21 protein-coding genes are annotated in these 23565 nt (G+C 40.1%); 7 read left to right on the top strand and 14 right to left on the bottom strand.

From position 1 onward, the window contains the following. Nucleotides 1–71: 71 nt before the first annotated feature. The 6 genes from ABTP35_RS14480 to ABTP35_RS14455 form a co-directional block, all read right to left on the bottom strand. A complete protein-coding gene (locus tag ABTP35_RS14480; protein WP_293295371.1) occupies nt 72–1787 on the bottom strand; it encodes a sodium:solute symporter family protein in 1716 nt (571 codons plus the stop codon). Nucleotides 1788–1810: 23 nt separating this feature from the next. Further along, the gene (locus ABTP35_RS14475) at nt 1811–2074 is read right to left on the bottom strand and encodes a DUF4212 domain-containing protein (RefSeq protein WP_224837217.1); all 264 of its coding nucleotides are present in this window, start codon (nt 2072–2074) and stop codon (nt 1811–1813) included. A gap of 18 nt (nt 2075–2092) precedes the next feature. Beyond that, nucleotides 2093–3319, bottom strand: coding sequence for a hypothetical protein (locus tag ABTP35_RS14470; RefSeq protein ID WP_293295372.1), 1227 nt, complete (start codon nt 3317–3319; stop codon nt 2093–2095). Between the two features lie 96 nt (nt 3320–3415). Beyond that, nucleotides 3416–3829, bottom strand: coding sequence for a helix-turn-helix domain-containing protein (locus ABTP35_RS14465; protein ID WP_224837215.1), 414 nt, complete (start codon nt 3827–3829; stop codon nt 3416–3418). A 127-nt stretch (nt 3830–3956) separates the two neighbouring features. Next, nucleotides 3957–4910 carry a phosphoribosylaminoimidazolesuccinocarboxamide synthase gene (locus tag ABTP35_RS14460; RefSeq protein ID WP_293295373.1) on the bottom strand — a complete coding sequence of 318 codons (954 nt, stop codon included), beginning with the start codon at nt 4908–4910 and terminating at the stop codon, nt 3957–3959. 7 nt (nt 4911–4917) lie between these two features. Further along, a complete protein-coding gene (locus ABTP35_RS14455) occupies nt 4918–5877 on the bottom strand; it encodes a PhoH family protein (protein ID WP_224837213.1) in 960 nt (319 codons plus the stop codon). Nucleotides 5878–5996: 119 nt separating this feature from the next. On the opposite strand from ABTP35_RS14455, the gene ABTP35_RS14450 reads away from it, so the two are divergent. The 5 genes from ABTP35_RS14450 to dnaN all read left to right on the top strand — a co-directional run bounded on the left by ABTP35_RS14450 (nt 5997) and on the right by dnaN (nt 10764). Then, a complete protein-coding gene (locus ABTP35_RS14450) occupies nt 5997–6827 on the top strand; it encodes an S-adenosyl-l-methionine hydroxide adenosyltransferase family protein (RefSeq protein ID WP_224837212.1) in 831 nt (276 codons plus the stop codon). Continuing rightward, a complete protein-coding gene (locus tag ABTP35_RS14445; RefSeq protein ID WP_224837211.1) occupies nt 6828–7130 on the top strand; it encodes a putative quinol monooxygenase in 303 nt (100 codons plus the stop codon). Continuing rightward, nucleotides 7130–7861 (top strand): gliding motility-associated ABC transporter permease subunit GldF, encoded by a 732-nt coding sequence (gene gldF, locus ABTP35_RS14440; protein ID WP_293295374.1) that lies wholly within the window; start codon nt 7130–7132, stop codon nt 7859–7861. The genes ABTP35_RS14445 and gldF overlap by 1 nt, the downstream gene beginning before the upstream one ends. After that, the gene (gldG, locus tag ABTP35_RS14435; protein WP_293295375.1) at nt 7861–9525 is read left to right on the top strand and encodes a gliding motility-associated ABC transporter substrate-binding protein GldG; all 1665 of its coding nucleotides are present in this window, start codon (nt 7861–7863) and stop codon (nt 9523–9525) included. The genes gldF and gldG overlap by 1 nt, the downstream gene beginning before the upstream one ends. 120 nt (nt 9526–9645) lie before the next feature. After that, nucleotides 9646–10764 (top strand): DNA polymerase III subunit beta, encoded by a 1119-nt coding sequence (gene dnaN / locus ABTP35_RS14430; RefSeq protein ID WP_224837208.1) that lies wholly within the window; start codon nt 9646–9648, stop codon nt 10762–10764. A gap of 60 nt (nt 10765–10824) precedes the next feature. Here dnaN and ABTP35_RS14425 read toward each other — a convergent pair whose 3' ends face one another. Further along, the gene (locus tag ABTP35_RS14425) at nt 10825–11184 is read right to left on the bottom strand and encodes a DUF4870 domain-containing protein (protein WP_224837207.1); all 360 of its coding nucleotides are present in this window, start codon (nt 11182–11184) and stop codon (nt 10825–10827) included. An 87-nt stretch (nt 11185–11271) separates the two neighbouring features. On the opposite strand from ABTP35_RS14425, the gene mnmE reads away from it, so the two are divergent. Beyond that, nucleotides 11272–12642, top strand: a complete 1371-nt coding sequence (mnmE, locus tag ABTP35_RS14420; protein WP_293295376.1) for a tRNA uridine-5-carboxymethylaminomethyl(34) synthesis GTPase MnmE — start codon at nt 11272–11274, stop codon at nt 12640–12642. A 45-nt stretch (nt 12643–12687) separates the two neighbouring features. Here mnmE and ABTP35_RS14415 read toward each other — a convergent pair whose 3' ends face one another. The 5 genes from ABTP35_RS14415 to ABTP35_RS14395 all read right to left on the bottom strand — a co-directional run bounded on the left by ABTP35_RS14415 (nt 12688) and on the right by ABTP35_RS14395 (nt 19367). Beyond that, complete coding sequence (locus ABTP35_RS14415; RefSeq protein WP_293295389.1) at nt 12688–15240, bottom strand: M1 family aminopeptidase; 2553 nt, start codon at nt 15238–15240, stop codon at nt 12688–12690. A gap of 81 nt (nt 15241–15321) precedes the next feature. After that, nucleotides 15322–16086: a hypothetical protein gene (locus ABTP35_RS14410; protein ID WP_293295391.1), complete on the bottom strand. Its 765-nt coding sequence runs from the start codon at nt 16084–16086 to the stop codon at nt 15322–15324. A gap of 68 nt (nt 16087–16154) precedes the next feature. Further along, nucleotides 16155–16886 carry a hypothetical protein gene (locus ABTP35_RS14405; RefSeq protein ID WP_375334280.1) on the bottom strand — a complete coding sequence of 244 codons (732 nt, stop codon included), beginning with the start codon at nt 16884–16886 and terminating at the stop codon, nt 16155–16157. 512 nt (nt 16887–17398) lie between these two features. Beyond that, nucleotides 17399–18091: a response regulator transcription factor gene (locus ABTP35_RS14400; protein WP_313777773.1), complete on the bottom strand. Its 693-nt coding sequence runs from the start codon at nt 18089–18091 to the stop codon at nt 17399–17401. A gap of 1 nt (nt 18092) precedes the next feature. Beyond that, entirely contained in the window at nt 18093–19367 is a 1275-nt protein-coding gene (locus tag ABTP35_RS14395; RefSeq protein WP_293295395.1) for a HAMP domain-containing sensor histidine kinase, read from the bottom strand. A gap of 273 nt (nt 19368–19640) precedes the next feature. On the opposite strand from ABTP35_RS14395, the gene ABTP35_RS14390 reads away from it, so the two are divergent. Then, nucleotides 19641–20384: a CpsB/CapC family capsule biosynthesis tyrosine phosphatase gene (locus tag ABTP35_RS14390; protein ID WP_293295397.1), complete on the top strand. Its 744-nt coding sequence runs from the start codon at nt 19641–19643 to the stop codon at nt 20382–20384. On the opposite strand, the gene ABTP35_RS14385 is transcribed toward ABTP35_RS14390, so the two are convergent. Both ABTP35_RS14385 and ABTP35_RS14380 read right to left on the bottom strand, forming a co-directional pair. Then, nucleotides 20385–22745 carry a tyrosine-protein kinase family protein gene (locus ABTP35_RS14385; protein WP_293295399.1) on the bottom strand — a complete coding sequence of 787 codons (2361 nt, stop codon included), beginning with the start codon at nt 22743–22745 and terminating at the stop codon, nt 20385–20387. It lies immediately after the preceding gene. Between the two features lie 45 nt (nt 22746–22790). Then, nucleotides 22791–23555 carry a polysaccharide biosynthesis/export family protein gene (locus ABTP35_RS14380; RefSeq protein ID WP_375334279.1) on the bottom strand — a complete coding sequence of 255 codons (765 nt, stop codon included), beginning with the start codon at nt 23553–23555 and terminating at the stop codon, nt 22791–22793. Nucleotides 23556–23565 lie beyond the last annotated feature (10 nt).

Genomic DNA, 23565 nt, shown 5'->3' with positions numbered 1-23565 from the left:
GTCGCCAAACTTAAAATTACAAAAAACGGTACGGTAAAACCATACCGTACCGCTTTTTCACAACCAACTAATTAATGTGTCGATGCTTCACCCGCACCGCTGGGTATTCTTATGTGTTCCACTATTTCCTGTACTTCTTCAGGTGGTTCGGGAGTAAACATGTTAACTACAATGGCGACAATAAAGTTGACTACCATGGCAATGGTTCCAAATCCTTCTGGCGAAACACCAAACCACCAACTTTCTTGAAGACCTGCTACGGCATCTTTTCCGCCGTCAAAAATTCCAAATTTAAATTTCAGCATATAAAAGAGCATAAGACAAAGGCCTACGATCATTCCTGAAACAGCTCCCTTGCTATTCATTTTTTTGTAGAAAATACCTAAAATAATGGCAGGGAAGAACGAAGCAGCTGCCAATCCAAAGGCCAAGGCCACCACCGCTGCGACAAACCCGGGGGGATTGATCCCAAAATAACCGGCTATAACCACTGCTACGGCTGCAGAAAGTCTTGCTGCCCATAGCTCGCCTTTTTCTGAAAGATCTGGTTTAAGCACGTTCTTGATCAGATCATGGGAAACCGAAGAGGAAATAACCAACAACAGACCTGCTGCCGTAGATAGGGCAGCCGCCAATCCACCTGCCGCAATTAAACCGATAACCCATGCCGGGAGATCTGCAATTTCCGGGTTGGCCAAAACCATAATGTCCCTATCAACGGTAAGTTCGTTTACCTCGGGAGAGGCTACATATTGAATTATGCCATCGCCATTTTTATCCTCGTGCCCTATCAACCCTGTTTTTTCCCAACGATTGAACCATTCTGGCATGCTATTATATTCTTTTCCACTAACAGTTTCGATAAGATTAGTTCTGGCAAACACGGCTACTGCGGGTGCAGTAGTGTACAAGATCGCAATGAACAATAAGGCCAAACCTGCGGATTTTCTTGCATCTCGCACCCGTTTTACGGTAAAGAAACGAACGATTACATGAGGTAAACCTGCGGTACCGACCATAAGTGCCAGGGTTATGGCAAAAACATCGACCATACTTTTAGATCCATCGGTATATTCTGCAAATCCGAGTTCCGTGGATAGTCCGTCCAGTTTATCCAAAAGATAAGTTCCAGAGCCATCGGCCAAAGTGCTGCCAAATCCTAGTTGTGGCACAGGGTTCCCTGTCATTTGGATAGAAATGAAAATTGCAGGTACCATAAAGGCGAAAATCAATACGCAATATTGGGCCACTTGGGTATAGGTTATCCCTTTCATACCTCCAAGGACGGCATAGAACAATACGATTACCATTCCGATAACAACTCCGGTATTGATATCTACTTCCAGATACCTTGAAAACACAATTCCAACCCCTCTCATCTGTCCGGCAACATAAGTAAAGGATACGATGAGTGCGCAGATAACTGCAACAACCCTAGCTGTTTTGGAGTAATAGCGTTCTCCAATAAAATCGGGAACTGTAAACTTTCCAAACTTTCTTAAATATGGTGCCAGAAGCAGTGCCAGGAGAACATAACCACCGGTCCATCCCATAAGGTAAACGGCGCCATCGTAGCCGGCAAAAGAAATAATTCCTGCCATGGATATAAAAGACGCTGCCGACATCCAATCCGCTGCAGTGGCCATACCGTTGGCCAATGGGGAAACACCTCCTCCGGCCACGTAAAATTCTTTAGTGGAACCCGCTCGGGACCAAATTGCTATTCCTATATACAGACCAAATGACAAGGCTACCAAGACATAGGTCCAAATTTGTACATCGCTCATAATGTTTTGATTTTATCGGTTAATTATTCTTCGTCGTATCCGTACTTTTTGTCCAATTTGTTCATTAGGCGTACGTACACAAAAATGAGGATGACAAATACATAAATAGATCCTTGTTGCGCGAACCAAAACCCAAGTTTAAATCCGCCCAATCGAATGTTGTTCAATGCATCCTTAAAAAGGATACCTGCTCCGTAGGAGACCAAGAACCAAATGACTAGTAGTATTACCAAGTACCTTAGGTTCTCTTTCCAATAGGCCGAGGCCTTTTTTTGTTTTTCTGACATAATTTGTTGGTTGTTTAGTTATAAATAAATCTGTGCTTGCAAGGTTACCACACCATTGTTGTCACCAGAACCAATTTTTGAATTGGCATACTCCAATGTTAATTTAGAATGATGCCCTGTCATAAATAGGTTGATTCCCAAGCCCAACCGTGTGGCGTTATCGTCTATTGCGTCTATCGATCTTGTTTGGTAGGACACATAAGGCTGTACCCTTGATTTATCCGCTGGACCGGAAACCAGATATCCTACATGTCCATAAACCATATTCCCGGTTCCGTACGGCCCAAGGTTGAAGTTACGACCATAATCGTTATTTTGGAATACTACATAGGCCGTAATGGCAGAACCATCTTCACCAAGAGGGGCATCGTAATAGGCATCCACTGCGAAAATATTTACATTTTCGCCTTCCAGGTTTCCTGCTCCGTCCGCTATTACCGTACCGTTTCTATGGGTCAAGAATCCGGCACCGACATTAAATATTCTTTTACTGCCCAAATATGTTCCTACTTTATAGGGCAAAAAATTGGATTCTTGATCTAAAAAATGATAGTCAAAATAACCTTGGATTACTTTGCCCGCATCTGCTGAACCCAGCAATTCGCGACCCCGATATACTGCTCGACCATTGGGTATTGGATCGTTTGAAGCATCCAAGGTATTGGTTATGGCCTCGTTAAAGGAAACACGATATTGTAATCTTCCAATATTACCTTTGGCATATACCCCAATGTGACGGGCAAACTGATCACTTAGTCCCAAAACTGCCCAAGAGGGACGGTTGTTGTCCAAGGTCAGGAAATTAAGGGTACTACTGTTGTTCATTCTGGAAATACCGTTCCAATAGTGCAATCCGGTACCGATGGCTACATTCTTGTGTACTTGCCATTCTCCCCAAAAATCGTGAAAGAACAATTGGGAAGAATCTTCCTTTCCAACAGCACTAATGTTGTTTCCATTTAAACTGTTCAACCCAAAATGGGTTAGTATTAGAAATTTCTTGTTAAGTTGTGTAAAGGTCAAAAACCTAGCTCGTCTTACACTAAGGTTTGTTGTGCTCACATCGTCTGGAACATTATCATTGTATTGGGCCCAAAATTGACCCCATGCTATCATACGAAGATATTTGGAACCATCCTCGTTAAACTTGACTTTGAAACCTCCCGTGTACTCGGTGTTTCCTTGCGAAAATGATTTTGGAACCCAAAGAAGAAAAAACGCAGTTCCGATCAGTATATTTTTCATTTCAGTTTGGATGTTAGTGAGTTATGTGCTCTACGAACATCTTAAAAATATATTCCCGAATGAAAATCAATATATTTTTTTGCTAATTACCTATATCTAATCTTTGAACCGATCCCATTTAATAAGCATAAATTTATCTCCAAGTTCGGTTACCAGTTGCCCTGCACCTTTCAGATTTTCAGGGCTTTGAAAGTATTTTTGAAGCTCGGTAAGATTCAAAATCTTATAAGTGGGGTGATATTTGGAATTGTAGGGTCTTTTAATATTATACTTTCTGACCCAGTTCATCACCGAAACATGGGAAACCCCTAAAATACGCTCTATTTCGCGATAGGTAAGTCCCTCCAAGTACAGTTGTAATGCTTTGTTCACAAAGTAATCATCGATTTGCTTTCCCAACTTTGGCACCGTAAAATAGTAACCACAGGATTTGCATTTGTAGCGTTGCCTCTCTTTAATGATCCCGGCTTTGGTAAACTCTGTAGATGAGCAGTTTGGACAGCTTTCCATGGTTGATATACTTAATTAGCATAAATATATCAAATTAGCTTTAAATATTTTGCAAACCTATTGATATAAATAAAGGGAATTGATAAAATTCCCTTTATTTTATTGGTTAAATCGTAATTCGAGATTACTATTTTACAAAATAATCAGTAACATTGGTCAAAATACGTTCTTGGAGATTCGATATATCACTTTTAACGAATTTCTCCCCGGTTATGTTTTCGTAGAGTTCAATATATCGGTTAGATACGGATTGGATATACTCATCGGACATTGCAGGGACCTCCTGTCCCTCCAGCCCTTGGAATCCATTGGAAATCAACCATTGTCTTACAAATTCCTTTGACAACTGTTTTTGGGCTTCACCTTTTTCTTGACGCTCCTTATAACCATCCGCATAAAAATAACGTGATGAATCGGGAGTGTGGATCTCATCGATCAACACAATTTCCCCATCTTTGGTTTTACCGAACTCGTACTTGGTATCCACCAAGATCAGTCCTCTTTTGGCGGCAATTTCGGTTCCTCTCTGAAAAAGTGCACGTGTGTACTTTTCCAGAACTTCGTAATCTTCGGCAGATACGATGCTTCTTTTTAAAATTTCTTCTTTGGAAATATCCTCGTCATGATCTCCTTTTTCTGCCTTTGTTGCTGGTGTGATGATGGGTTCTGGGAATTTATCGTTCTCTTTCATACCCTCTGGCATGGACACACCACAAAGTGTTCTTTTTCCCGCTTTATATTCGCGAGCGGCATGGCCCGACATATAGCCCCGAATCACCATTTCCACCTTGAATGGCTCACAGGCCTTACCTACCGCAACATTGGGGTCCGGAGTGGCCATTAACCAATTAGGGACTATATCTTCAGTATCCTTCATCATTTTAGTTGCAATTTGATTCAGGATTTGTCCTTTATAGGGTATTCCTTTGGGCATTACCACATCAAAAGCGGATAAACGATCGGTTGCCACCATTACCAGAACATCGTTATCCAAGGTATAAACCTCTCTTACCTTTCCTTTGTAAACAGATTTTTGCCCAGGAAAATTAAAATCCGTGGACATCAGTGTATTCATTCCCATTATTTTCTTAGAATTGATTCTGGTGCTCTATATTTTGATAGGCATCGATTACCTTTTTCACCAATTTGTGTCGGATCACATCCTTATCGTCCAAATAAATTATACTGATACCCTCCACGTTTTTTAAAATCAACAAGGCTTCCTTAAGTCCGGAGATTACCCTACGTGGCAAATCAATCTGGCCAGGATCCCCTGTTAGCAAAAACTTGGCGTTCTTGCCCATACGGGTCAAAAACATCTTCATTTGGGCATGGGTGGTATTTTGCGCTTCATCCAGGATTACAAAGGCGTTATCCAAGGTACGACCTCTCATAAAAGCCATTGGCGCTATTTGAATAGTGCCGTCCTCAATATATTTTTCGAGCTTTTCAGCTGGAATCATATCCCGAAGGGCATCGTAGAGGGGCTGCATATATGGATCGAGCTTTTCCTTAAGATCTCCCGGTAGAAATCCAAGGTTCTCCCCTGCTTCTACCGCAGGTCTCGTTAAGATAATTCGCCTAACCTGTTTTTCTTTTAAGGCCTTTACGGCAAGTGCCACTCCGGTGTACGTTTTACCCGTACCGGCCGGACCAATGGCAAAAACCATATCGTTGGCCCTACAGGCATCTACCAAACGACGCTGATTGGCGGTCTGCGCTTTGATCAACCTGCCACTTACCCCATGTACCAAAACATCGCCACTAGAGGAAGACGACGTATAATCCTCCTTGCTGTTGCTGGTAAGTACCCTTTCGATCATGTTTTCATCGAGCTTGTTGTATTTGGCAAATTGCCCGGTTAGCTCATCAAAACGTTTGTCGAATTCTTCCAATAGTTCTTCGTCTCCAAATACCTTGATCTTATTTCCTCGTGCTACAATTTTAAGCTTTGGAAAGTATTTCTTCAGTAACTCGATATTTGAGTTTTGTTGCCCAAAAAATTCTTGTGGACTGATTTCCGTAAGTTCGATTACAAGTTCGTTCAAAAATAGTGAGGTGTTACAGTTGCTTTTGAAGAATTTTATTCTTTCTTTTTAACTAATTTTACAAAACAAACTTAACTAAAAATCAATTTGAACGCCGAAAAACATATCAACAGTATTGCATGGCAATCATAACCCTTACCACAGATTTTGGATATAAAGACCACTTTGTTGGTGCGGTAAAAGGGGCAATACTGAGCAACCTGACTGACATCAACATTGTTGATATTTCGCATGCCATAGGACCATTTAACATACAAGAGTGCGCCTACATCCTTAAAAATGCATACCGATCTTTCCCAAAGGGAACGGTACATATTGTTGGGGTCGATTCTGAAGTATCCCCAGAAAACGAGCACATGGTTGTACAGGTAGATGGACATTACTTTGTAAGTGCGAACAGTGGCGTAATTTCCTTGATAACCTCCGAGGTACAACCGGAAAAAGTGGTGCAGATAGATCTGCCCAATTCCCGGCCCACTGCCTTCCCTGTTCTGGACGTATTTGTACAAGTAGCCTGCCATATTGCCCGGGGCGGTAAATTGGAAGTGATCGGCAAACCTCTGGAAAGCTTAAAGGAAATACGCGATTTTGAACCAAGGATAACCAACGAGGGCAAGACTATTTCTGGCAATGTGATCTATATTGACAATTACGGCAACGTGGTTACCAATATTCAGAAAAGTTTGTTCGAGGCATATAGGAATGGTCGTGATTTTGAAATAATTGCTCGGACCACCAAAATACGGCAAGTACACCAAAGTTATAACGGCATTGTAAATTACAACTTGGAACGGAACCAGCGCAAGGGACCCGGCGACGCCCTTGCCCTTTTCAATTCAGCCGGTTATATAGAGCTTGCCATTTACAAGAGCGACCTTAATTCGGTCGGAGGTGCTTCAACGCTTCTTGGCCTAAATTATAGGGATACCGTAACCATAAATTTTCTGTAAATGTTGATACGCATCGTAAAACTGACTTTTAAACCCGAAAATATTGCTAGTTTTGAACGAATCTTTGAAGAATCGAAAAATGGTATTTTGGGATTTGAAGGCTGCAACATGGTAGAATTATATCAGGACATTGGTAATCCCAATATATTTTTCACCTATAGTTTTTGGGATACGGAATCGCATCTCAACAACTACAGGAATTCTGATTTTTTTAAAGAGGTTTGGGGCAATACCAAAAAATTGTTCTCCGATAAACCCGAAGCTTGGAGTGTTCATAAATTACAATCAACAAACCCGTCTTAATGTTTGCAATTTTTAAGAGAGAGGTACGGTCTTTTTTTACATCGCCCATCGGATATTTGATCGTGGGGTCGTTTTTACTGCTCAATGGACTTTTTTTATGGGTGTTCAAGGGCGAATACAACATTTTTGATTACGGCTTTGCCGATTTGAGCAACTTCTTTTTATTGGCTCCTTGGATTTTCATCTTTTTGGTACCGGCCATTACCATGAAGAGCTTTTCCGAAGAACGAAAAATGGGCACTCTCGAATTATTGCTCATTAAACCTATCTCCGTTTGGAAACTGGTCCTTGGAAAATTTTGGGGCGCATTCCTATTGTGTGTCATTGCCGTGATTCCGACAATCGTTTATGTTTTTGCCATTTCGGAGTTGGGAATGGTACAAGGCAATTACGACCTTGGTGTGGTATTGGGCTCTTACTTTGGATTATTGTTTCTGATGGCAAGCTATACATCCATTGGGATATTTGCTTCCACACTTTCCGATAACCAGATCATTGCTTTTTTGGTAGGCGTACTGGTTTGCTTTTTGATATTCAATGGGTTTGATGCCGTTTCCTCCTTATTTTCCAACGGAGAAACCCAACAAGCCATTGAGGCCATTGGCGCCAGATCACATTTTGACAGTATTGCAAGAGGAGTGATAGACACCCGTGACCTGATCTATTTTGTATCGTTGACCCTATTATTCCTTTATCTTACTTTTCAACGTTTAAAACAATTACCGCGATAATGGGAAAGTTTGTTGTATCCACATTAAAAATACTTATAGCTGTTGCAGTAATCAATTTGTTGGCCAGTTTTGTCTATACCCGTTTTGATCTTACCGAAGATAAAAGGTACACCCTTTCCGAGCCAGCGGTAACAGTGGCCAAAAAATTTGAATCGCCCGTAATTATAGATGTGCTGTTGGACGGTAACATTCCAGCAGAATTTTCCAAGTTAAAATCGGAAACCGTACAACTGCTCGAATCCTTTGGGTCAAAAAACAGTAACATCAAATACAATTTGGTGGACCCGCTGGCAGATGAGGAACTTGCGGAACAAACCATTGCCGAACTACAGGGCTTGGGGCTACAGCCTGCAAATGTTACTGTAGAGGAAAATGGAAAAGTGTCCAACGAGCTGGTTTTTCCATGGGCCATGGTCAATTATAAGGACCAGACCGTAAAAGTACCATTGCTAAAAAACAAACTGGGAGCCACTGCCGAAGATCGTATCAATAATTCAGTGCAACAATTGGAGTATGCCTTTGCGGACGCCTTTACCAAACTCAACATCGGAGAAAAAAAGAGCGTGGCCATTATTAAAGGAAACGGTGAGCTGGATGATATGTACATTGCGGATTATCTTACCACCATTAGGGATTACTATAATATTGCTGCCATAACATTGGATTCCGTAGCTTCCGATCCGCAAAGTGTTTTAAATCAACTTAAGGAGTTTGATTTGGCCGTTATTGCCAAGCCAACACAAGCATTTTCCGATCAAGAAAAGTATGTTCTCGATCAATATATGGTCAACGGGGGCAAGTCCATTTGGATGATAGATCAAGTAAGCATGGAAATGGACAGTATTTATGCCGGTGGCGGTGAGGCCATTGCAGTACCAAGAGACCTCAACTTAAAAGACCTGTTCTTTAGATATGGCGTTAGGATCAATCCCGTACTGGTAAACGACCTGTATTTTACACAAATTGTCCTGGCCACGGGCGAAGGAAACGATTCCCAGTACAATCCGCTGCCTTGGTTCTATTATCCCATGGTTTTTTCCCAGAACAATCACCCTATCAATACCAATATTGAAGCGGTTCGTTTCCAATTTACCAGTCCAATGGATATTCTGGAAAACGATTACAAAAAAACAGTTTTGCTACAAAGTTCACCACTTTCCAAAACCGATGGCATCCCAAAAATAGTTAGTTTGGAAATGATAAACCAGCAACCTAACAGGGAGAACTATACCAATGGTAATCTACCTTTGGCCGTTTTGATCGAAGGTAACTTTACTTCAATGTACAAAAACAGAGTGAAACCGCTCAAACTACAGAATACTTTAGAGGAAGGGCCCGAAAATAAAATGATCGTAATCTCTGATGGGGATATTGTCAAGAACCAGTTGCGGAACGGAAGGCCCTTGGAACTGGGGTACGACAAATGGACCAACAGCTTTTATGGTAACAAAGAATTTTTGGTGAACAGCACAAATTACCTTTTGGACAATACCGGGCTTATTAACATTCGGAACAAAAAAGTGACCATTCCATTGCTCGATGTTAAAAAAATAGCTGAGCAAAAAACCAAATGGCAGCTTGTAAATATTGGATTGCCAGTAATTTTAACCTTACTGTTCGGCCTTTTCTTCGGATATTACAGAAAGCGCAAATTTGCCTTGTAACTGTTAATAAAATTGTTTCTTTGCTTAATCCATTTGGGATATATTTGTTTTTATTGATTTTAAAGGCCCTGGAACAGGGGTAAATTGCCAAAAAGGCAGCCATACTAAAGTATTTCGTTGATGAAATTTATTGTATCGAGTACATATTTATTGAAACAGCTTCAGGTTTTGGGAGGAGTTATCAACAATAGCAACACCTTGCCCATCCTTGATAACTTTTTGTTCGATCTAAAAGAAAGTAAACTGACCGTTTCCGCATCCGATCTGGAAACTACCATGAGTACGGTTCTAGATGTGGATTCCGATTCCGAAGGTACCATTGCGGTTCCCGCACGATTACTGTTGGATACGCTAAAAACTTTTCCGGAACAGCCCTTAACATTTGTTGTTGAGGACAACAATACAGTGGAAATTAGTTCCAATCATGGTAAATATGCCTTGGCCTATGCCGACGGTGCCGAATTCCCAAAGGCAGTAGAAGTCTCGAACCCGAGTTCCACTACCCTATTGGGCGATATTTTGGCCACGGCGATCAACAAGACCATTTTTGCCGCAGGCAACGATGACCTTCGTCCGGTAATGAGCGGCGTATTCTTCCAGTTTTCCCCGGAAAATTTGACCTTTGTGGCCACCGATGCCCATAAACTGGTGAAATATCAACGTCAAGATGTAACAGCTTCGGAAGTAGCCGAATTTATTATGCCCAAAAAACCTTTAACTTTATTGAAAGGCATTTTGGCAGGTTCAGAATCCGAAGTCACCATCGAATACAACGATAGTAATGCAAAATTCTACTTTGACAATACTGAGTTGGTTTGTAGATTGATCGATGGAAAATATCCGAACTACGAAGCCGTGATCCCAAAAGAAAACCCGAACAAACTTACAATAGCAAGGAATCAGTTCTTGAGCTCTGTAAGAAGGGTCTCTATATTTTCGAACAAAACAACACATCAGATTCGATTAAAGATTGCCGGAGCGGAACTCAACATTTCCGCAGAAGATGTGGATTACAGCAATAAGGCTGAGGAAAGACTTTCTTGCTCCTACCAAGGAGATGATATGCAAATCGGTTTCAACTCAAGGTTTCTTTTGGAAATGTTGAACAATCTTTCTTCCGACGAAGTATCCTTGGAAATGAGCTTGCCGAACAGAGCGGGTATCCTAACACCGATCGATGGACTGGACGAAGGAGAGCATGTTACCATGCTGGTAATGCCGGTGATGCTGAACAACTAAATCAACTATCCAACCATAATTAAAAAAGCTGGGACAACTTTGTTCCAGCTTTTTTGTTTTTTAAATAAACCTGATGGTCATAAAATGAGATGGGGATTCGCCATTTGCGGCCTTTACCGCATTGACAATAGGTAAAATAAATCCTATAATAGCAACACCGATCAAACCTAATATGCCCAATCCCAAAAGTAGGATGGCAGGAATACTGATTATAATATATAGGATAAGACTTATCTGAAAGTTGATAATGGCCTTTCCATGTTCGTTCATCCCCTCTACCCTATCCTTGGAGGATAACCAAATGATCAAGGGAACGATCAAGCTGCCAAATCCTATGGCATAGCCCAATAATTGTGTCAAATGTGTTACGGCCAACAAGGTATTGTCCGTTCTAACTGCTTTGTGATTTATTACTTCCATTTTTTGATTGATTTTGATGATTCAACTTATTAGTATACAAATCCATAAAAATGTTACAAACAGCAGCTTATTTGTACTTTTGTGCCCATGTCGTATTCAGATAACATCGTAGCCTTGGCAACCCCATCGGGAACAGGGGCCATTGCCGTAATCCGAGTTTCGGGTCCACAGGCCATCAGTATAGTAGATCAATTGTTCAAATCCATCAAAGGTAAAGAACTGGTCCAGCAAAAAAGTCATACCATACATTTGGGGAACATTGTAGACGGTGCCAAAATTTTGGATGAAGCCTTGGTGTCCATTTTTAAAGGACCACATTCCTACACAGGCGAAAATGTAGTGGAAATTTCCTGTCATGGCTCGCCTTTTATTCAACAACAGATCATACAATTGCTTTTAAGAAATGGGTGTCGTACAGCATCTGCCGGAGAATTTACATTGAGAGCATTTTTAAACGGCAAAATGGATTTGAGTCAGGCCGAAGCTGTGGCGGACTTAATAGCAAGCGATAGTGAAGCAGCCCACGATATAGCCATGCAGCAAATGCGCGGGGGGTTTAGCAACGAAATCCAAGAACTGCGACAAGAACTTCTTAATTTTGCATCGTTAATTGAACTTGAACTCGACTTTTCGCAAGAAGATGTGGAATTTGCCGACAGAACCCAGTTCAACGAACTACTTACCAAAATCAGTAACGTCCTTAAAAAATTAATTGATTCCTTCGCCTTGGGCAACGTCATCAAAAATGGAATTCCAGTGGCCATTGTAGGGCAACCCAATGTTGGGAAATCAACTTTGCTCAATGTTTTGTTGAACGAAGAGAGGGCCATTGTAAGTGAGATAGCTGGAACTACTAGGGACACTGTGGAAGACCAAATTAGTTTAAATGGTATTAACTTTAGGTTTATTGATACCGCTGGAATCCGTGAAACCGAAGATGTTGTTGAAAAAATCGGTATCGAACGTACTTTCGACAAGATTGAAAAAGCTCGGCTCATTGTGTATCTGTTCGATGGAATGAATTTTAACATAAAAGAACTGGAAAGAATACAAGAAAGATACCCTAACAAGCAATTATTGCCCATTTGCAATAAAATGGACCTTTTGAACGAGGAACAAAAAAATAAGGTTCAAAAAGAAATCCCCAACGTCCTATTTCTTTCAGCAAAATTTAAAACGGGTATTTCTGAATTGGAGAACAAACTATTATCATTAGTTGATTCGGGTGCTTTGAGCGGCGACAGTACCATCGTTACCAATAGCAGACATTACGACGCTCTTTTAAAAGCCCTGGAAGAAATTCAAAAAGTAAAAGAAGGTTTGGACATGGATCTTTCCAGCGATTTGATGGCCATCGACATTCGACAAGCTTTGTATCATTTGGGCGAGATTACGGGAAGCGTGACTACGGACGATCTTTTGGGCAATATTTTTTCCAATTTTTGTATTGGGAAGTAAGGCTTTTAACCAAGCATGAGTTAATCCATTACCTAAAAAAAACAACTACAAACGGTTAAATCGATAGAGGTTATCTGTGGCCTGTAACAACTTGCCCTTTAAGGAAGGTTCCAAATCCGGATGGTTCCGTAAATAAGATTCCACATGCCGGACGGCCTCCTTGGATTGATATTGCCCTACCGTTGCCACCAGCCAGCGTTTGGGAAAAAAGATATCTCCCGTTTGTTGAATTTCTTGTAAAAGTTCCAAGGCCAAAGGTACTTGTTTAATTGCCGTTTTTTGGCGCAAAGGATGATGAATATATCCACAAGCTGTGGTTACCCAAGATTCCTTTTCACGGTTTTTGGCATCTTTAAAGGACTCAAAAAAGGCATCCCTCATAGCAACATCGGAAGATAGGGCAGGCCTTAAAAACTCGAAACGCTCAATTTTGTCCGGATTATTCAATTGGGCTTTGGCCGTTTCCAAAACTTTTTCGGACAGCCTGTGCTCATACAATGCCAAGGACATGGCCATCTCGGAAAAATCATCCTGGTTAAGCATTAGATCAGGAATTTGGACGGTCTTGTTCCACACACCGTATAACTTTTCCTTCGCCTTTTCTGAATACGCTATTCCTTGCCACAAATCAAAAATGTTCTTTTTAAGATTGGGGTTTACATCGGTTTGAAGCAATTTCACCCAAAGTCGATTTTCGATCAAATTATTTTGTTCCGCACGTTGTTGATCATTTAAAAAACTCCAGTATAAGTTATTTGCCAATCCAGTGAGCATTCCATGGACAAATTCGTTTTCCTCGTTTAAAACACCTGCTATCAAAAGAGCAAAGGTTTGTTCGGCGGATAAATTTCCGGTCAATGTATTCTCGTAGGTATTTAAGTAGGCATAGGCTCGAGCTACCTCCTCTTCCAGATTGGGAATTATGTCCAGATCTGATGTGTTAACCGGAAAAACTCCATACCCAAAAGCATTGGAATTATATATAATGGCGTTGGGCTTGGGCAGACCAATTGCTAAATCCACAGAAGTGTTTTTCTTGGAAATGGACACTGGAATGGTTCGTGTACTATCCGGATATACCAAGGATACCTCGAAACTTTGCGGCCATAATCTATCACTGCCATCCTCGGCATTTTGCGTGATGACAAACCTGGCTATTTTTCCATCAATATATTCAATTTTATCCGTAATTACGGGCCTACCGGATTGATTCACCCAAACATTACTCCACTGTTTTAGATCTTGAACCGTTTTTTTATCCAAAATATCAACCAAATCGTTCCAAGTTGCATTACCATAGGCATGAGTAGAAATATACTCCCGAACACCATCTCTAAATGCCTTTTCGCCAATGGTGGCTTCCAACTGGCGCATCATTATGGGCGCTTTGTTGTAAATGATAGATCCATACAGACTGCCCGCATTTTTTAGATTGGCCAAATCCTGCCGGATGGGGTTGGTGCCTTTTGTTCTATCCTCCCCATATGCGTTTCGGTAATGGGAGATTAGAAATTGTAAATTATGGTTGATTTCTGGAAAGGCTGGATTTATGATCTTATCTGCCATAAAATTGGCGAAGACCTCTTTCATCCATACATCGTTGAACCAGTCCATGGTCACCAGATCCCCAAACCACATATGTGATGCCTCGTGGGCAATTAATTTGGCACTTCCCATTCTGCGTCGTTCGGTGGAGCTTTCATCCAAAAAAATGGCGGATTGCCTGTATTGTATGGCACCTACATGCTCCATTCCTCCATATTGAAAGCCAGGTATGGCTGCAAAATCCAACTTTTGGAAAGGAAAATCGTATTGGGTATAGTCCTTAAGAAAATCTATTGAACGCTGGTGTAGATCAAAAATTCGAGGTATGCTGAATTCAATTTTGGAGGAATCTGTTTCTCGGTAAAAAAGGGTCATATCGAACGCTCCTGGATTTTCGGTGACCGATTCAAATTTTCCGGCCACCAACGAAAACAGGTAGGTACTCATGGGGTCGCTCTCCACAAAAGAAAAATAGTGCTTGTCCCCTACCTCTTTTTTTTCTTTCAATGAAGAAGCGGATAAGACGCTCCACTGCTTGGGTACGGCAACATTCAACATGTAGCGTGCCTTGATGTTAGGTTGATCAAAACATGGGAACAATGTACTTGCCCTATCTGGCACTAAAAGGGTGTACAAATAGTCTTGATTTCGGTTTAGCGACATTTCACCGGCGTTGAACTCGATATCTATGGTATTTGGTCCTTTTTTAAGGTTTTCCGAAATGATTATATGCTGCTTTTGATGGTTTATGGTTTGGTTTTGCCCATTCACCTTTATGTTTTTTAGCAACGTACTATCTGCATTAAAATCCAGGTAAAGCGGATGTGAAAGATCATGGATGGATAAATCCAGTTTCATTTTGGAAGGTATGGGTTTTTGCCGCTCTTCGGGAATATCGAAGGTAAGCGCATATATTACGTTGGAAACCTGCTCTTTGCGATATTCCGCCATTTTAAGGGGAATTCCGTTTTGTAGTAAATCGGTTCTGGGTTTAGGATTGCATGCAATCACAAATATCGCAGCAAAAAGGGAGAACATAATATGATTTTTCATAAGGCCGGATTGATATAGATTTGTAAAAGGTACTATTTTTCACCATCCAAATCAATCCAAATACCCAAGTAAGCCCATAAATTAATCTCGGACCACGTAGTTGATTTTATCCACCCCCGTGTTCCCCGTTTTGGAGTTGTATGCATAGACCGTGATCTGATAGTAGCCGGATTCCTTGACAGCCAGATTACCTTCAAAAATATTCTGTCCTGGATTGTCCAACGGCACATCGGTATATGCTTCGCCATCCTTTTGTACAACGGCCCTGACTTCCATAAGATTGGAGTCCCAGAGTCCATCTTTTTGAATGGGGCAACCGCACATCATCACAATATTTGCTTTAATATTGATGCCCGATGTTATCACTGTTTCCAATGGAATATATTGATGTGTATTGGGCTCCAATATGTCGATTATAAAGCCGGGTATTTCCAATACTATCCCATCACCCAAAATATCTTTTCCCGGTATAAGCCATATTTGAGTACTAGCGTGTATTTGAGCATTTCTTTTGTTAATAGGAGATATTACTTCTATTTGAACAAAAGTTGGTTCATCAATATCCACAACCGCTAAAAAACCAGCTGTATCATTATCGGACAGTTGGGTGTAACGTTCATGGGGACTTCTCATAATAAGGTCTGTATTTCCAGTGCTACCGGTGGTTTCCCCTTCTGCCAAGATATGCCCGTTTAAAGTGTTTCTAACGATAATATGTGCCCCTCCGATGGAACTACCAATAAACTTGGCATCTTTTGCCTTTGCCCTAACCATAAGTTTGGTGTCCGTGGCAAATGCATTAATACAAATTGAAAACAGGGCTAGAAGAAGGATTGAATTTTTCATTGAGTCTATTTTTCAACGTTAAAGTTACTGCTTTTAGCGTGTTTACTAAATGGGGAAGCGGTTTTAATTTACGGGGTTTCTCTTGCCATGATCATTTTCCTACCATTCATATCGATGATATGTTTCAAGAGCTTTCTGGAGCTTTTGCTTATATAATAGGTGTTCAGGACTCGGTTATCACTGATATCATCGGTCACATCTACTTTCCATACATTCAAGGTACTTCCCTTATACTTCATTTTATGGGAAGTTACTTGGTTGATGGATGCGGACAATTCCCCAATTTTAGCCTTCGGATTGTAATCAAAGATGGAAATTGCAGCGCTAAAACCATCTTCATAGGGAAGACATCGAATCAATTGTGGGTAACTACTGCTATCAAAAATTGATGCCGGTAAACTTTCATTGATAATTGTTTTTTCCTCACTCTTCTTATCAAAATAATAACCGGTCAACTGATTTCCATATTTCAGTACCATATCCCTATTTTGATTGTATGAGGAGTGATAAATGGGCGCAAAATCCTGTTTTTTAACGATAGTGGTATCCACCCAAGGAGTCGTGGCATTTGGAATTCTCACATTGACCACAAAGCTAACTTCATCATCTTTTACTATGATTTCGGTATCAACTTTCCCCAACGTACGTATTATGGAATCCTGGACCATATACCAGTTCAAGGTGTATGCTTCATCTGTTAAGGCATTTTGTTCTATGTTATTACTTTTTGGAGTAAGGATTTGTTGTCCATAAGTAGTTGTAGCCAAGACACCGAAAATTGTTACAATAATGTTTTTCATATATATAGATTGAGATTCTTATGTGCTTCCCTATGGGAAAACATTTGGAATAACAGTCGTATGATCTACAAGATCGTTACAATTAAAAGGTATTCCCTCTGTTATAAAAGTAATTCAGCATTGTAAAAGTTCCGGAAAATTTTAAATTTCGAATCACCCACAACGGCAAGATTTAACGAAGTCTAACACATTCAAACCTACGCTATGAACCAGACGAAACAGATTTGAGCTTTTTCAATTCAATATCCGCAGCTTCTATAAGATTCTTGAAGAAATCGGTTTCCACTTTGGGACAGGATTGTCTTAATTGATATTGAGAGCTTTCAATAAGTCTTTGACAATAAGATATTTGCTCTTGCAATGGGCATTTACGTATGGTATTCGCATATAAACTATCAAGTTGGGACAACGTTGGCTTGGGGGCACGTTTTTTTAGAAACTTCAGCATACAATCAACAAAATGGCATTCTAGTTTAAAATAGCCGCCTCAAATATTAAGCCAAAATATGTCATCACACTTCCGATTCGCGCAACATAAATCCTCTTCGACTAACATTTACGATGCTCAATCTGGGATCTTTACCCAAATGTTTGCGCAAATGCGAAACGAAGACGTTCAGGCTTTTTTTGTTGAAATAATCATTTTTGTCCCATACAGTGGTGAGTATCTCCTTATGGGTGCAAAGTTGGTTCTTGTTCTTTGCCAAAAGCGCCAATAGATCAAACTCTTTGGCCGTTAACTTTATGGATTCTCCTTTATAATTCAGTTCAAAATTATCCATGTTCAGCAAATAATCCCCGATTATATATTGAGAAACATGGGGTTCTTCCACTTTATCGGCCACCAATCTGGCAAGGAGTGCATTGATCCTTACCACCAATTCCTCTTCGTCTATCGGTTTTTTAAGATAGTCAACTGCGCCGAGAGAGAATCCTTTTAAAACATCTATTTTTAACGATTTTGCCGTTAAAAAAATAAACGGAAGTTCGGGGTTTATGCTCTTTATTTTCTGCGAGAGTTCAAAACCGTCCATATCTGGCAACATAACGTCCAAGATGGCAAGATCAAAAACGTTGGTCTTTGTTTTTTGAACTCCTTCTTCTGCATTTTTTGCCCAACTTACGGCAAAGCCCTTCATTCCCAAATATTCCGACAATAAATATCCCAGGGCATTATCGTCCTCCACCAAAAGTAGTTTGTACATTCTATCCATTGTTCATTAATTTAAGGGATAGGGTAAAGTTGGTGCCTTTGCCCAATTCGCTTTGTACGGATACCTTTCCCCTGTGCATTTTTATAATTTTTTGAACGTAATATAACCCAAGGCCATATCCTTTTACCTTGTGCACGTTACCGTTTTTTACCCTATAATATTTGCTAAAGATTTTTTTGATGTCCTCCTGTGAAATTCCAACTCCGTTATCGGAAATATTGATCAGCAATCTCCCCTTTTGTTTGTATGCGTTTAGTTTTATAATGGGGTGATCGGAGTATTTACGTGCATTCTCCAAGAGGTTACCGATTACATTTTCCAAATGGAACTTTTCTGCTTTTATTAAATAAGATCCCTTTTCCAATGTGTAGCCAAAATCAATCTGCTCGTGCTTGGCAAGTAAGGCGAAACTCTGACAAATCCGCTCCAATTCGGGCCTAAAATCCACTTCCTGATACTGCATCAATGGATTTCCGGATTCCATACTGGCGAGTTCCAAAACTTTATCGATATGTTTTTTAAGTCTATCCGATTCTGTTCGGATAAGGTCCACAACCTCTTTTTTCTCATCTGGAACATCCTCTTTTAAAATTTTTGTGGCCAAGCCAATGGAAAACACAGGGGTTTTGAGCTCGTGTGTCAGGTTATTTATAAAATCGTTCGTGGTGGTAATAATGCTTCGTTGCAAATAAAACGACCGCAACACCCAAATAACAACGAAAATTATCATCAATAAAAACAACAGTCCTGGCAGGATCAGTCCCCTGATCTGTCCTAGAAAATAGTTGTTTAAATCTTCAAAACCGATTTCCAAGATTACTTCCTTTTGTAAGAGCTTGGGCAAATAGCCTTCGATCTTCATAGGATACGTCAAGTTTTCCTTTTTAGAAAGATGTGGCCTTGCAGAACTTAAATAGGTGATAGAATCCCTGGAATAAAGGGTATAGGTAAATGGGGCGTCTATGCCCGATACTTTTAATTGATATGCGATATAATCGTTTAGATAGTATTGTGAGGCTTTTTCCAGACTGTCCAAACTTATATGTACTTGGGAGGTGTCCTTTTGTATGGCATTCCCTAAAGTATAGGTCAGTGCATTTACCGTGGACAATTCACTATTTATGTTCTCCCGTGCTTTATCTATTTTATCGGAAAACTGAGCTTTGGCCAATCCCAAACCTACTCTTAAATACTGGTATTGGACCACCAAGAGACCTATAACGGCAATTACAAAAATTAGGACATAAAGGTTTCTTTTGGTCAGCATAATGCGAAGTAAACAAAAAATCGGGAGCTATTTACATGTTGGTTAACCTGATTAATCTTTCGTTAACCTTTTTGACCTTTTGTTAATCGATAAGCCTTTGGATGTTGCTTATCTTAGCCTTTAAGTTTAGTTTAGAAATTTAATGTAGCGAATCTATACATCCGGTCCAATGGGCCGGATTTCTATTTTTGGACCGGTCTAATCCCTATTATTGCTTACAGTCTTATGGATTGAGGGTACAGAACCATTATCTTTACAGTCCAAATTTTATGCATGATAAGTTTTTTTGAGAAGAAAATTTATTTGGCCGATTATTTACACGGTCTAGTGGACATTCACAATCATATAATTCCAGGTTTGGACGATGGTGCCAAAACTGTGGATGAATCCATTGCATTGATCAATGGCTTCGCAGATATGGGAGTTACCTATTTTAGGTGTACGCCCCATATTATGCACAACCATTACGATAACACGCCGGAAACAATAAAAAATGCCCATAAAGCTCTATTGGCCGGATTGGAGAAAAACGGCTTGTCGGATATTACTTTGCACTGTGCGGCCGAACATATGATCGACGATAATTTTGAGAATATTTTGGAAGAGAAACAGATAATGCCCTTAAACAAGGAATATTTGTTGATCGAAATGTCCTATCTACAACCTTCTTTCAATTTTAATCTTGCGGTGAACAAGATTGCCCAGCACAAGTACTTTCCCATTTTGGCGCACCCGGAACGCTATATGTACTACCATGGTAAATATGGCAAATATCCGTCCATGAAATCGAATGGGATCCTATTCCAGCTCAACCTACTTTCGTTAAGTGCCGCTTCCTATGGCTCCGATGTACAAAAAATTGCGGAGAAATTGTTAAAAGACGACCTTATCGACTTTGTGGGAACCGATGTCCATAATGCGAGGCAATTGAATCTTCTCAGAGAAATCCGACTGTCCAAAAAAGTGTTGAACAAAGTATTGCCCGTTATCGAAAATACAATTCAATCCTTTTACTGATTAGGAGAATTTCCACCATTTTTTAACGGTTTTGCCGTAGCCGTAACCATACTTTCCACCGTAACCAAGATTGGATTCCTTAACTCCATTGACTATAAAGGACAAGTTTTTTACCTTTCCTTCATCCAATAATTTAATTGGATACTCAAGAACTTTTCTTTCGGTTACGCCAGATTTTGTTACATACAAGATTTGATCGGCATATTCCCCTATCAACAAAGTATCCGTTACGGCCAACATGGGTGCAGAATCCACTATTACATAATCATATTTCTCGCGGATTTCTTCAAAAAACTCGCCTAGGCGATTACTCATAAGTAGTTCTGCTGGATTTGGTGGGATTTTACCAGAAAAAACAATGTCGATATGGTTATCGCCTACCTGAATGGTAGAAATCACTTCATCTACTTTTAAGTCATCATTATAAAGGTACTCTGTCAATCCGACCAAATCCGTTCTCTTTTTTTGATTTCCGTTTTCATCAAGGTCCAGATAAAAGTTGTGCAATTTTGGATTACGTATATCGGCTCCGACCAAGAGCACATTCTTTTTGGTACTGGCAAGAACCATCGTCAAATTGGACGATAGAAAAGTTTTTCCTTCACCGGATACACTCGAAGTTATTAAGGTAACACTCCCTTTTTTGGATTTTATATTCTGTCTCAACAAATAATCTAAATTGGTCCTCAGAATTCTTAAGGACTCGCCAAGAACGGATCGATCAAACCCTGACACCAATTTCTTGTCCTTTCTGCCAATCTTCGGCAGTTCGGCCAATACAGGGACTTTGTTGGATATTAACTTTTCCAGTTCTACCTTGTTATGAATCTTATTGTCCAGCAAATCCCTTGCGTAAATAATCGAAAATGGTACTAGAAGACCTAAAATGAAAGCTGTTAGGTAGATTGCATTGGTCTTTGGCGATACAGGTCGGTTGGAACCGTATGCTGAATCCACAATTTTGGATTTTGGTGATGCAGAGGCAAATGTAATCTGGGATTCCTCCCTTTTTTGCAAAAGATATAAGTATAAGGACTCTGTTGTCTGTTGTTTTCTGCTAATGTCCCTTAAAGCACGTTCGTTGCCGGGTGCTGCATAAATTCTTGAATTTATCTGTGATAATTGTTTGCTCAAACTATTTACCTGTAAGTTTAGATTGTTGGTAACATTGTTCAAACTGGATTTCATTCCGGTCTTGAGAGCTTCCAATTGTTGATCTAACTTAACCACTACCGGGTTTTTTTCATTGGAACTTTCCAATAGTCTATTCCTGCGCACTACCAACTCGTTATACCGCATCGCCGTGGAGGAAATACTTTGATCTGCCAAGCCTACTTCCGGAATAATTTCGTATCCCTGTTGCCCATCGATCAAATCTCTCATGGTACTTGCGATGTTCAGTTGAATATTGACGTTTTGTAATTCTTGCTCCCCTGCGGCGCTCATATCAAAGTTTACACTGGATTGCGAACCTAAATCGGCTATACCTCTACTGGTTTTGTAGTTTTCCGCAGTTTCATCTACACTGGAAAGATTGGAATATATTTCGGTGATCCGGTCATTTATAAATTTGGATGTCCTGTCGGCAATTTCTTTTTTGTCCCGTACCGCATTGGAATTATTTATATTGATCAATGAGTTAATAATATCGATCGCCCTGCGTTCAATTGGATCGTTGAGCGTTAGGTTAATGATATTGGAAAACTTGGTGTCATTTGCCCGGACACTCGTCTTTTTCCTATAGTAATCGGCAACTGCATTTACTGGACTTACGGTTACCCTTATATTCCTATTTTTAAAACTTCCAAGATTGGCATTAGGAGTAATTATAATATCACCGATTTCAGTTTTTACCTTTTCCCCAAAAGCCACCTTTTTTTCTGGATTATCCTCTTTTTCCCTAAATCCGAACGAGGTATCCGAATAGACCTTAACAAAGAACATCGCCTTGGAATTGCTTATGATGGAATCGTTGGCCAAAAAATTTATTGAAAATGGCTTTGATTTTGATTCGTACAGCTCAGCATCTTTTATGTTTCCTTGCAAGAAAAAACGAATATTAAGATCTAGATTTTTTACGATACGAATAAAATTTTCCCTAGCATTTATCAATTCGATTTCATCTTCCATTTTGGTTTTACCCGAGGAAAACAAATTCAAATCTTCCAGGACACTTAATTCAGAACCGCCATTGGATTCTTCCAGTATTTGAATTTTAGCTGTTGCGCTATACTCCGGAATGGCATATCGCAAATAAAGGATGGCCAAAGCAACCGAAACGAAAACACTTATCACAAACCATTTCCAGTGTCTTGTATAAGATTGTACTATACCTTTTAAATCCAGATCAGAGTTGTTCATGCCTTTGGGAAATGTTTATAATATTTAAAGTGAATATCCAAGTCCTTAATTCCTTGTCAATAAAATAACGGCGGAGGTAATCAAGGTGGAGGCTATGGAAATGGCAATGGTTGCCCTTTGATCCAAACTGGATTGAGTTTTTCCGGATTTATTGGGTTCCACATATACCACGTCGTTTTGAGTAAGATAATATACCGGGGACTTTAGTGCATCTTTTCGATTAAGGTTGATTCTGTTGTACACCTTGGTACCATCGAAATCCCTTATTACCATAACGTTGTCCCTTCTACCTTTTATATTGATGTCGCCCGCATACCCCAACGCTTCCATTATTGTGATTTGCTCGCCATTTATAGGATAAGTTCCAGGTCTATTTACCGATCCTAGTACGGTTACCGTAAAATTCCTAATTCTTATATTAATAATGGGGTCCTTCAAATAATCCTTTAATTTTTCTCTTAAAAGATCCCTTGTTTCACTAGGTGATAGTCCTTCTATCTTGATTTTTCCAATTACGGGAAAGTCAATCTCACCGTTCTTATCAACCAAGTAGTTCACTTGTTCAGGACGAATCCCCCCCTCTTCTGCTCCCCTAAAAAGGTTAAAAGGAGCACTGGCCTCGGGATCTAATGTAGAAACATTGATACTTACCAGATCATCCACTTTAAATTTTGTAGTGAATGTATTGTCATCAACCAAAGTTTCAAATTGGCTGGCATCTTCAAAGTAGACTACATCTTTGGCTGGTGTACAGGAGAATACTAGGCATGTAATTATAACATAACATACCCATTGGATTTTTTGGCGCATGGAAATATAC

This window comes from Flagellimonas alginilytica, assembly GCF_042134605.1.
Taxonomy (GTDB): Bacteria; Bacteroidota; Bacteroidia; order Flavobacteriales; family Flavobacteriaceae; genus Flagellimonas; species Flagellimonas alginolytica.
This window is presented reverse-complemented; position numbering and strand designations above follow the sequence as displayed.

Excerpts from the sequence above, each read along its gene's own strand:
- ABTP35_RS14395 (WP_293295395.1), bottom strand. The coding sequence starts at position 19,367 with ATGCTGACCAAAAGAAACCTTTATGTCCTAATTTTTGTAATTGCCGTT.
- ABTP35_RS14445 (WP_224837211.1), top strand. The coding sequence starts at position 6,828 with ATGTTGATACGCATCGTAAAACTGACTTTTAAACCCGAAAATATTGCT.
- ABTP35_RS14400 (WP_313777773.1), bottom strand. The coding sequence starts at position 18,091 with ATGTACAAACTACTTTTGGTGGAGGACGATAATGCCCTGGGATATTTA.
- dnaN (WP_224837208.1), top strand. The coding sequence starts at position 9,646 with ATGAAATTTATTGTATCGAGTACATATTTATTGAAACAGCTTCAGGTT.
- ABTP35_RS14470 (WP_293295372.1), bottom strand. The coding sequence starts at position 3,319 with ATGAAAAATATACTGATCGGAACTGCGTTTTTTCTTCTTTGGGTTCCA.
- ABTP35_RS14405 (WP_375334280.1), bottom strand. The coding sequence starts at position 16,886 with ATGAAAAACATTATTGTAACAATTTTCGGTGTCTTGGCTACAACTACT.
- ABTP35_RS14415 (WP_293295389.1), bottom strand. The coding sequence starts at position 15,240 with ATGAAAAATCATATTATGTTCTCCCTTTTTGCTGCGATATTTGTGATT.
- mnmE (WP_293295376.1), top strand. The coding sequence starts at position 11,272 with ATGTCGTATTCAGATAACATCGTAGCCTTGGCAACCCCATCGGGAACA.
- ABTP35_RS14390 (WP_293295397.1), top strand. The coding sequence starts at position 19,641 with ATGATAAGTTTTTTTGAGAAGAAAATTTATTTGGCCGATTATTTACAC.
- ABTP35_RS14450 (WP_224837212.1), top strand. The coding sequence starts at position 5,997 with ATGGCAATCATAACCCTTACCACAGATTTTGGATATAAAGACCACTTT.
- ABTP35_RS14410 (WP_293295391.1), bottom strand. The coding sequence starts at position 16,086 with ATGAAAAATTCAATCCTTCTTCTAGCCCTGTTTTCAATTTGTATTAAT.
- gldF (WP_293295374.1), top strand. The coding sequence starts at position 7,130 with ATGTTTGCAATTTTTAAGAGAGAGGTACGGTCTTTTTTTACATCGCCC.
- ABTP35_RS14380 (WP_375334279.1), bottom strand. The coding sequence starts at position 23,555 with ATGCGCCAAAAAATCCAATGGGTATGTTATGTTATAATTACATGCCTA.
- ABTP35_RS14475 (WP_224837217.1), bottom strand. The coding sequence starts at position 2,074 with ATGTCAGAAAAACAAAAAAAGGCCTCGGCCTATTGGAAAGAGAACCTA.
- ABTP35_RS14480 (WP_293295371.1), bottom strand. The coding sequence starts at position 1,787 with ATGAGCGATGTACAAATTTGGACCTATGTCTTGGTAGCCTTGTCATTT.
- ABTP35_RS14460 (WP_293295373.1), bottom strand. The coding sequence starts at position 4,910 with ATGGGAATGAATACACTGATGTCCACGGATTTTAATTTTCCTGGGCAA.
- ABTP35_RS14465 (WP_224837215.1), bottom strand. The coding sequence starts at position 3,829 with ATGGAAAGCTGTCCAAACTGCTCATCTACAGAGTTTACCAAAGCCGGG.
- gldG (WP_293295375.1), top strand. The coding sequence starts at position 7,861 with ATGGGAAAGTTTGTTGTATCCACATTAAAAATACTTATAGCTGTTGCA.
- ABTP35_RS14425 (WP_224837207.1), bottom strand. The coding sequence starts at position 11,184 with ATGGAAGTAATAAATCACAAAGCAGTTAGAACGGACAATACCTTGTTG.
- ABTP35_RS14385 (WP_293295399.1), bottom strand. The coding sequence starts at position 22,745 with ATGAACAACTCTGATCTGGATTTAAAAGGTATAGTACAATCTTATACA.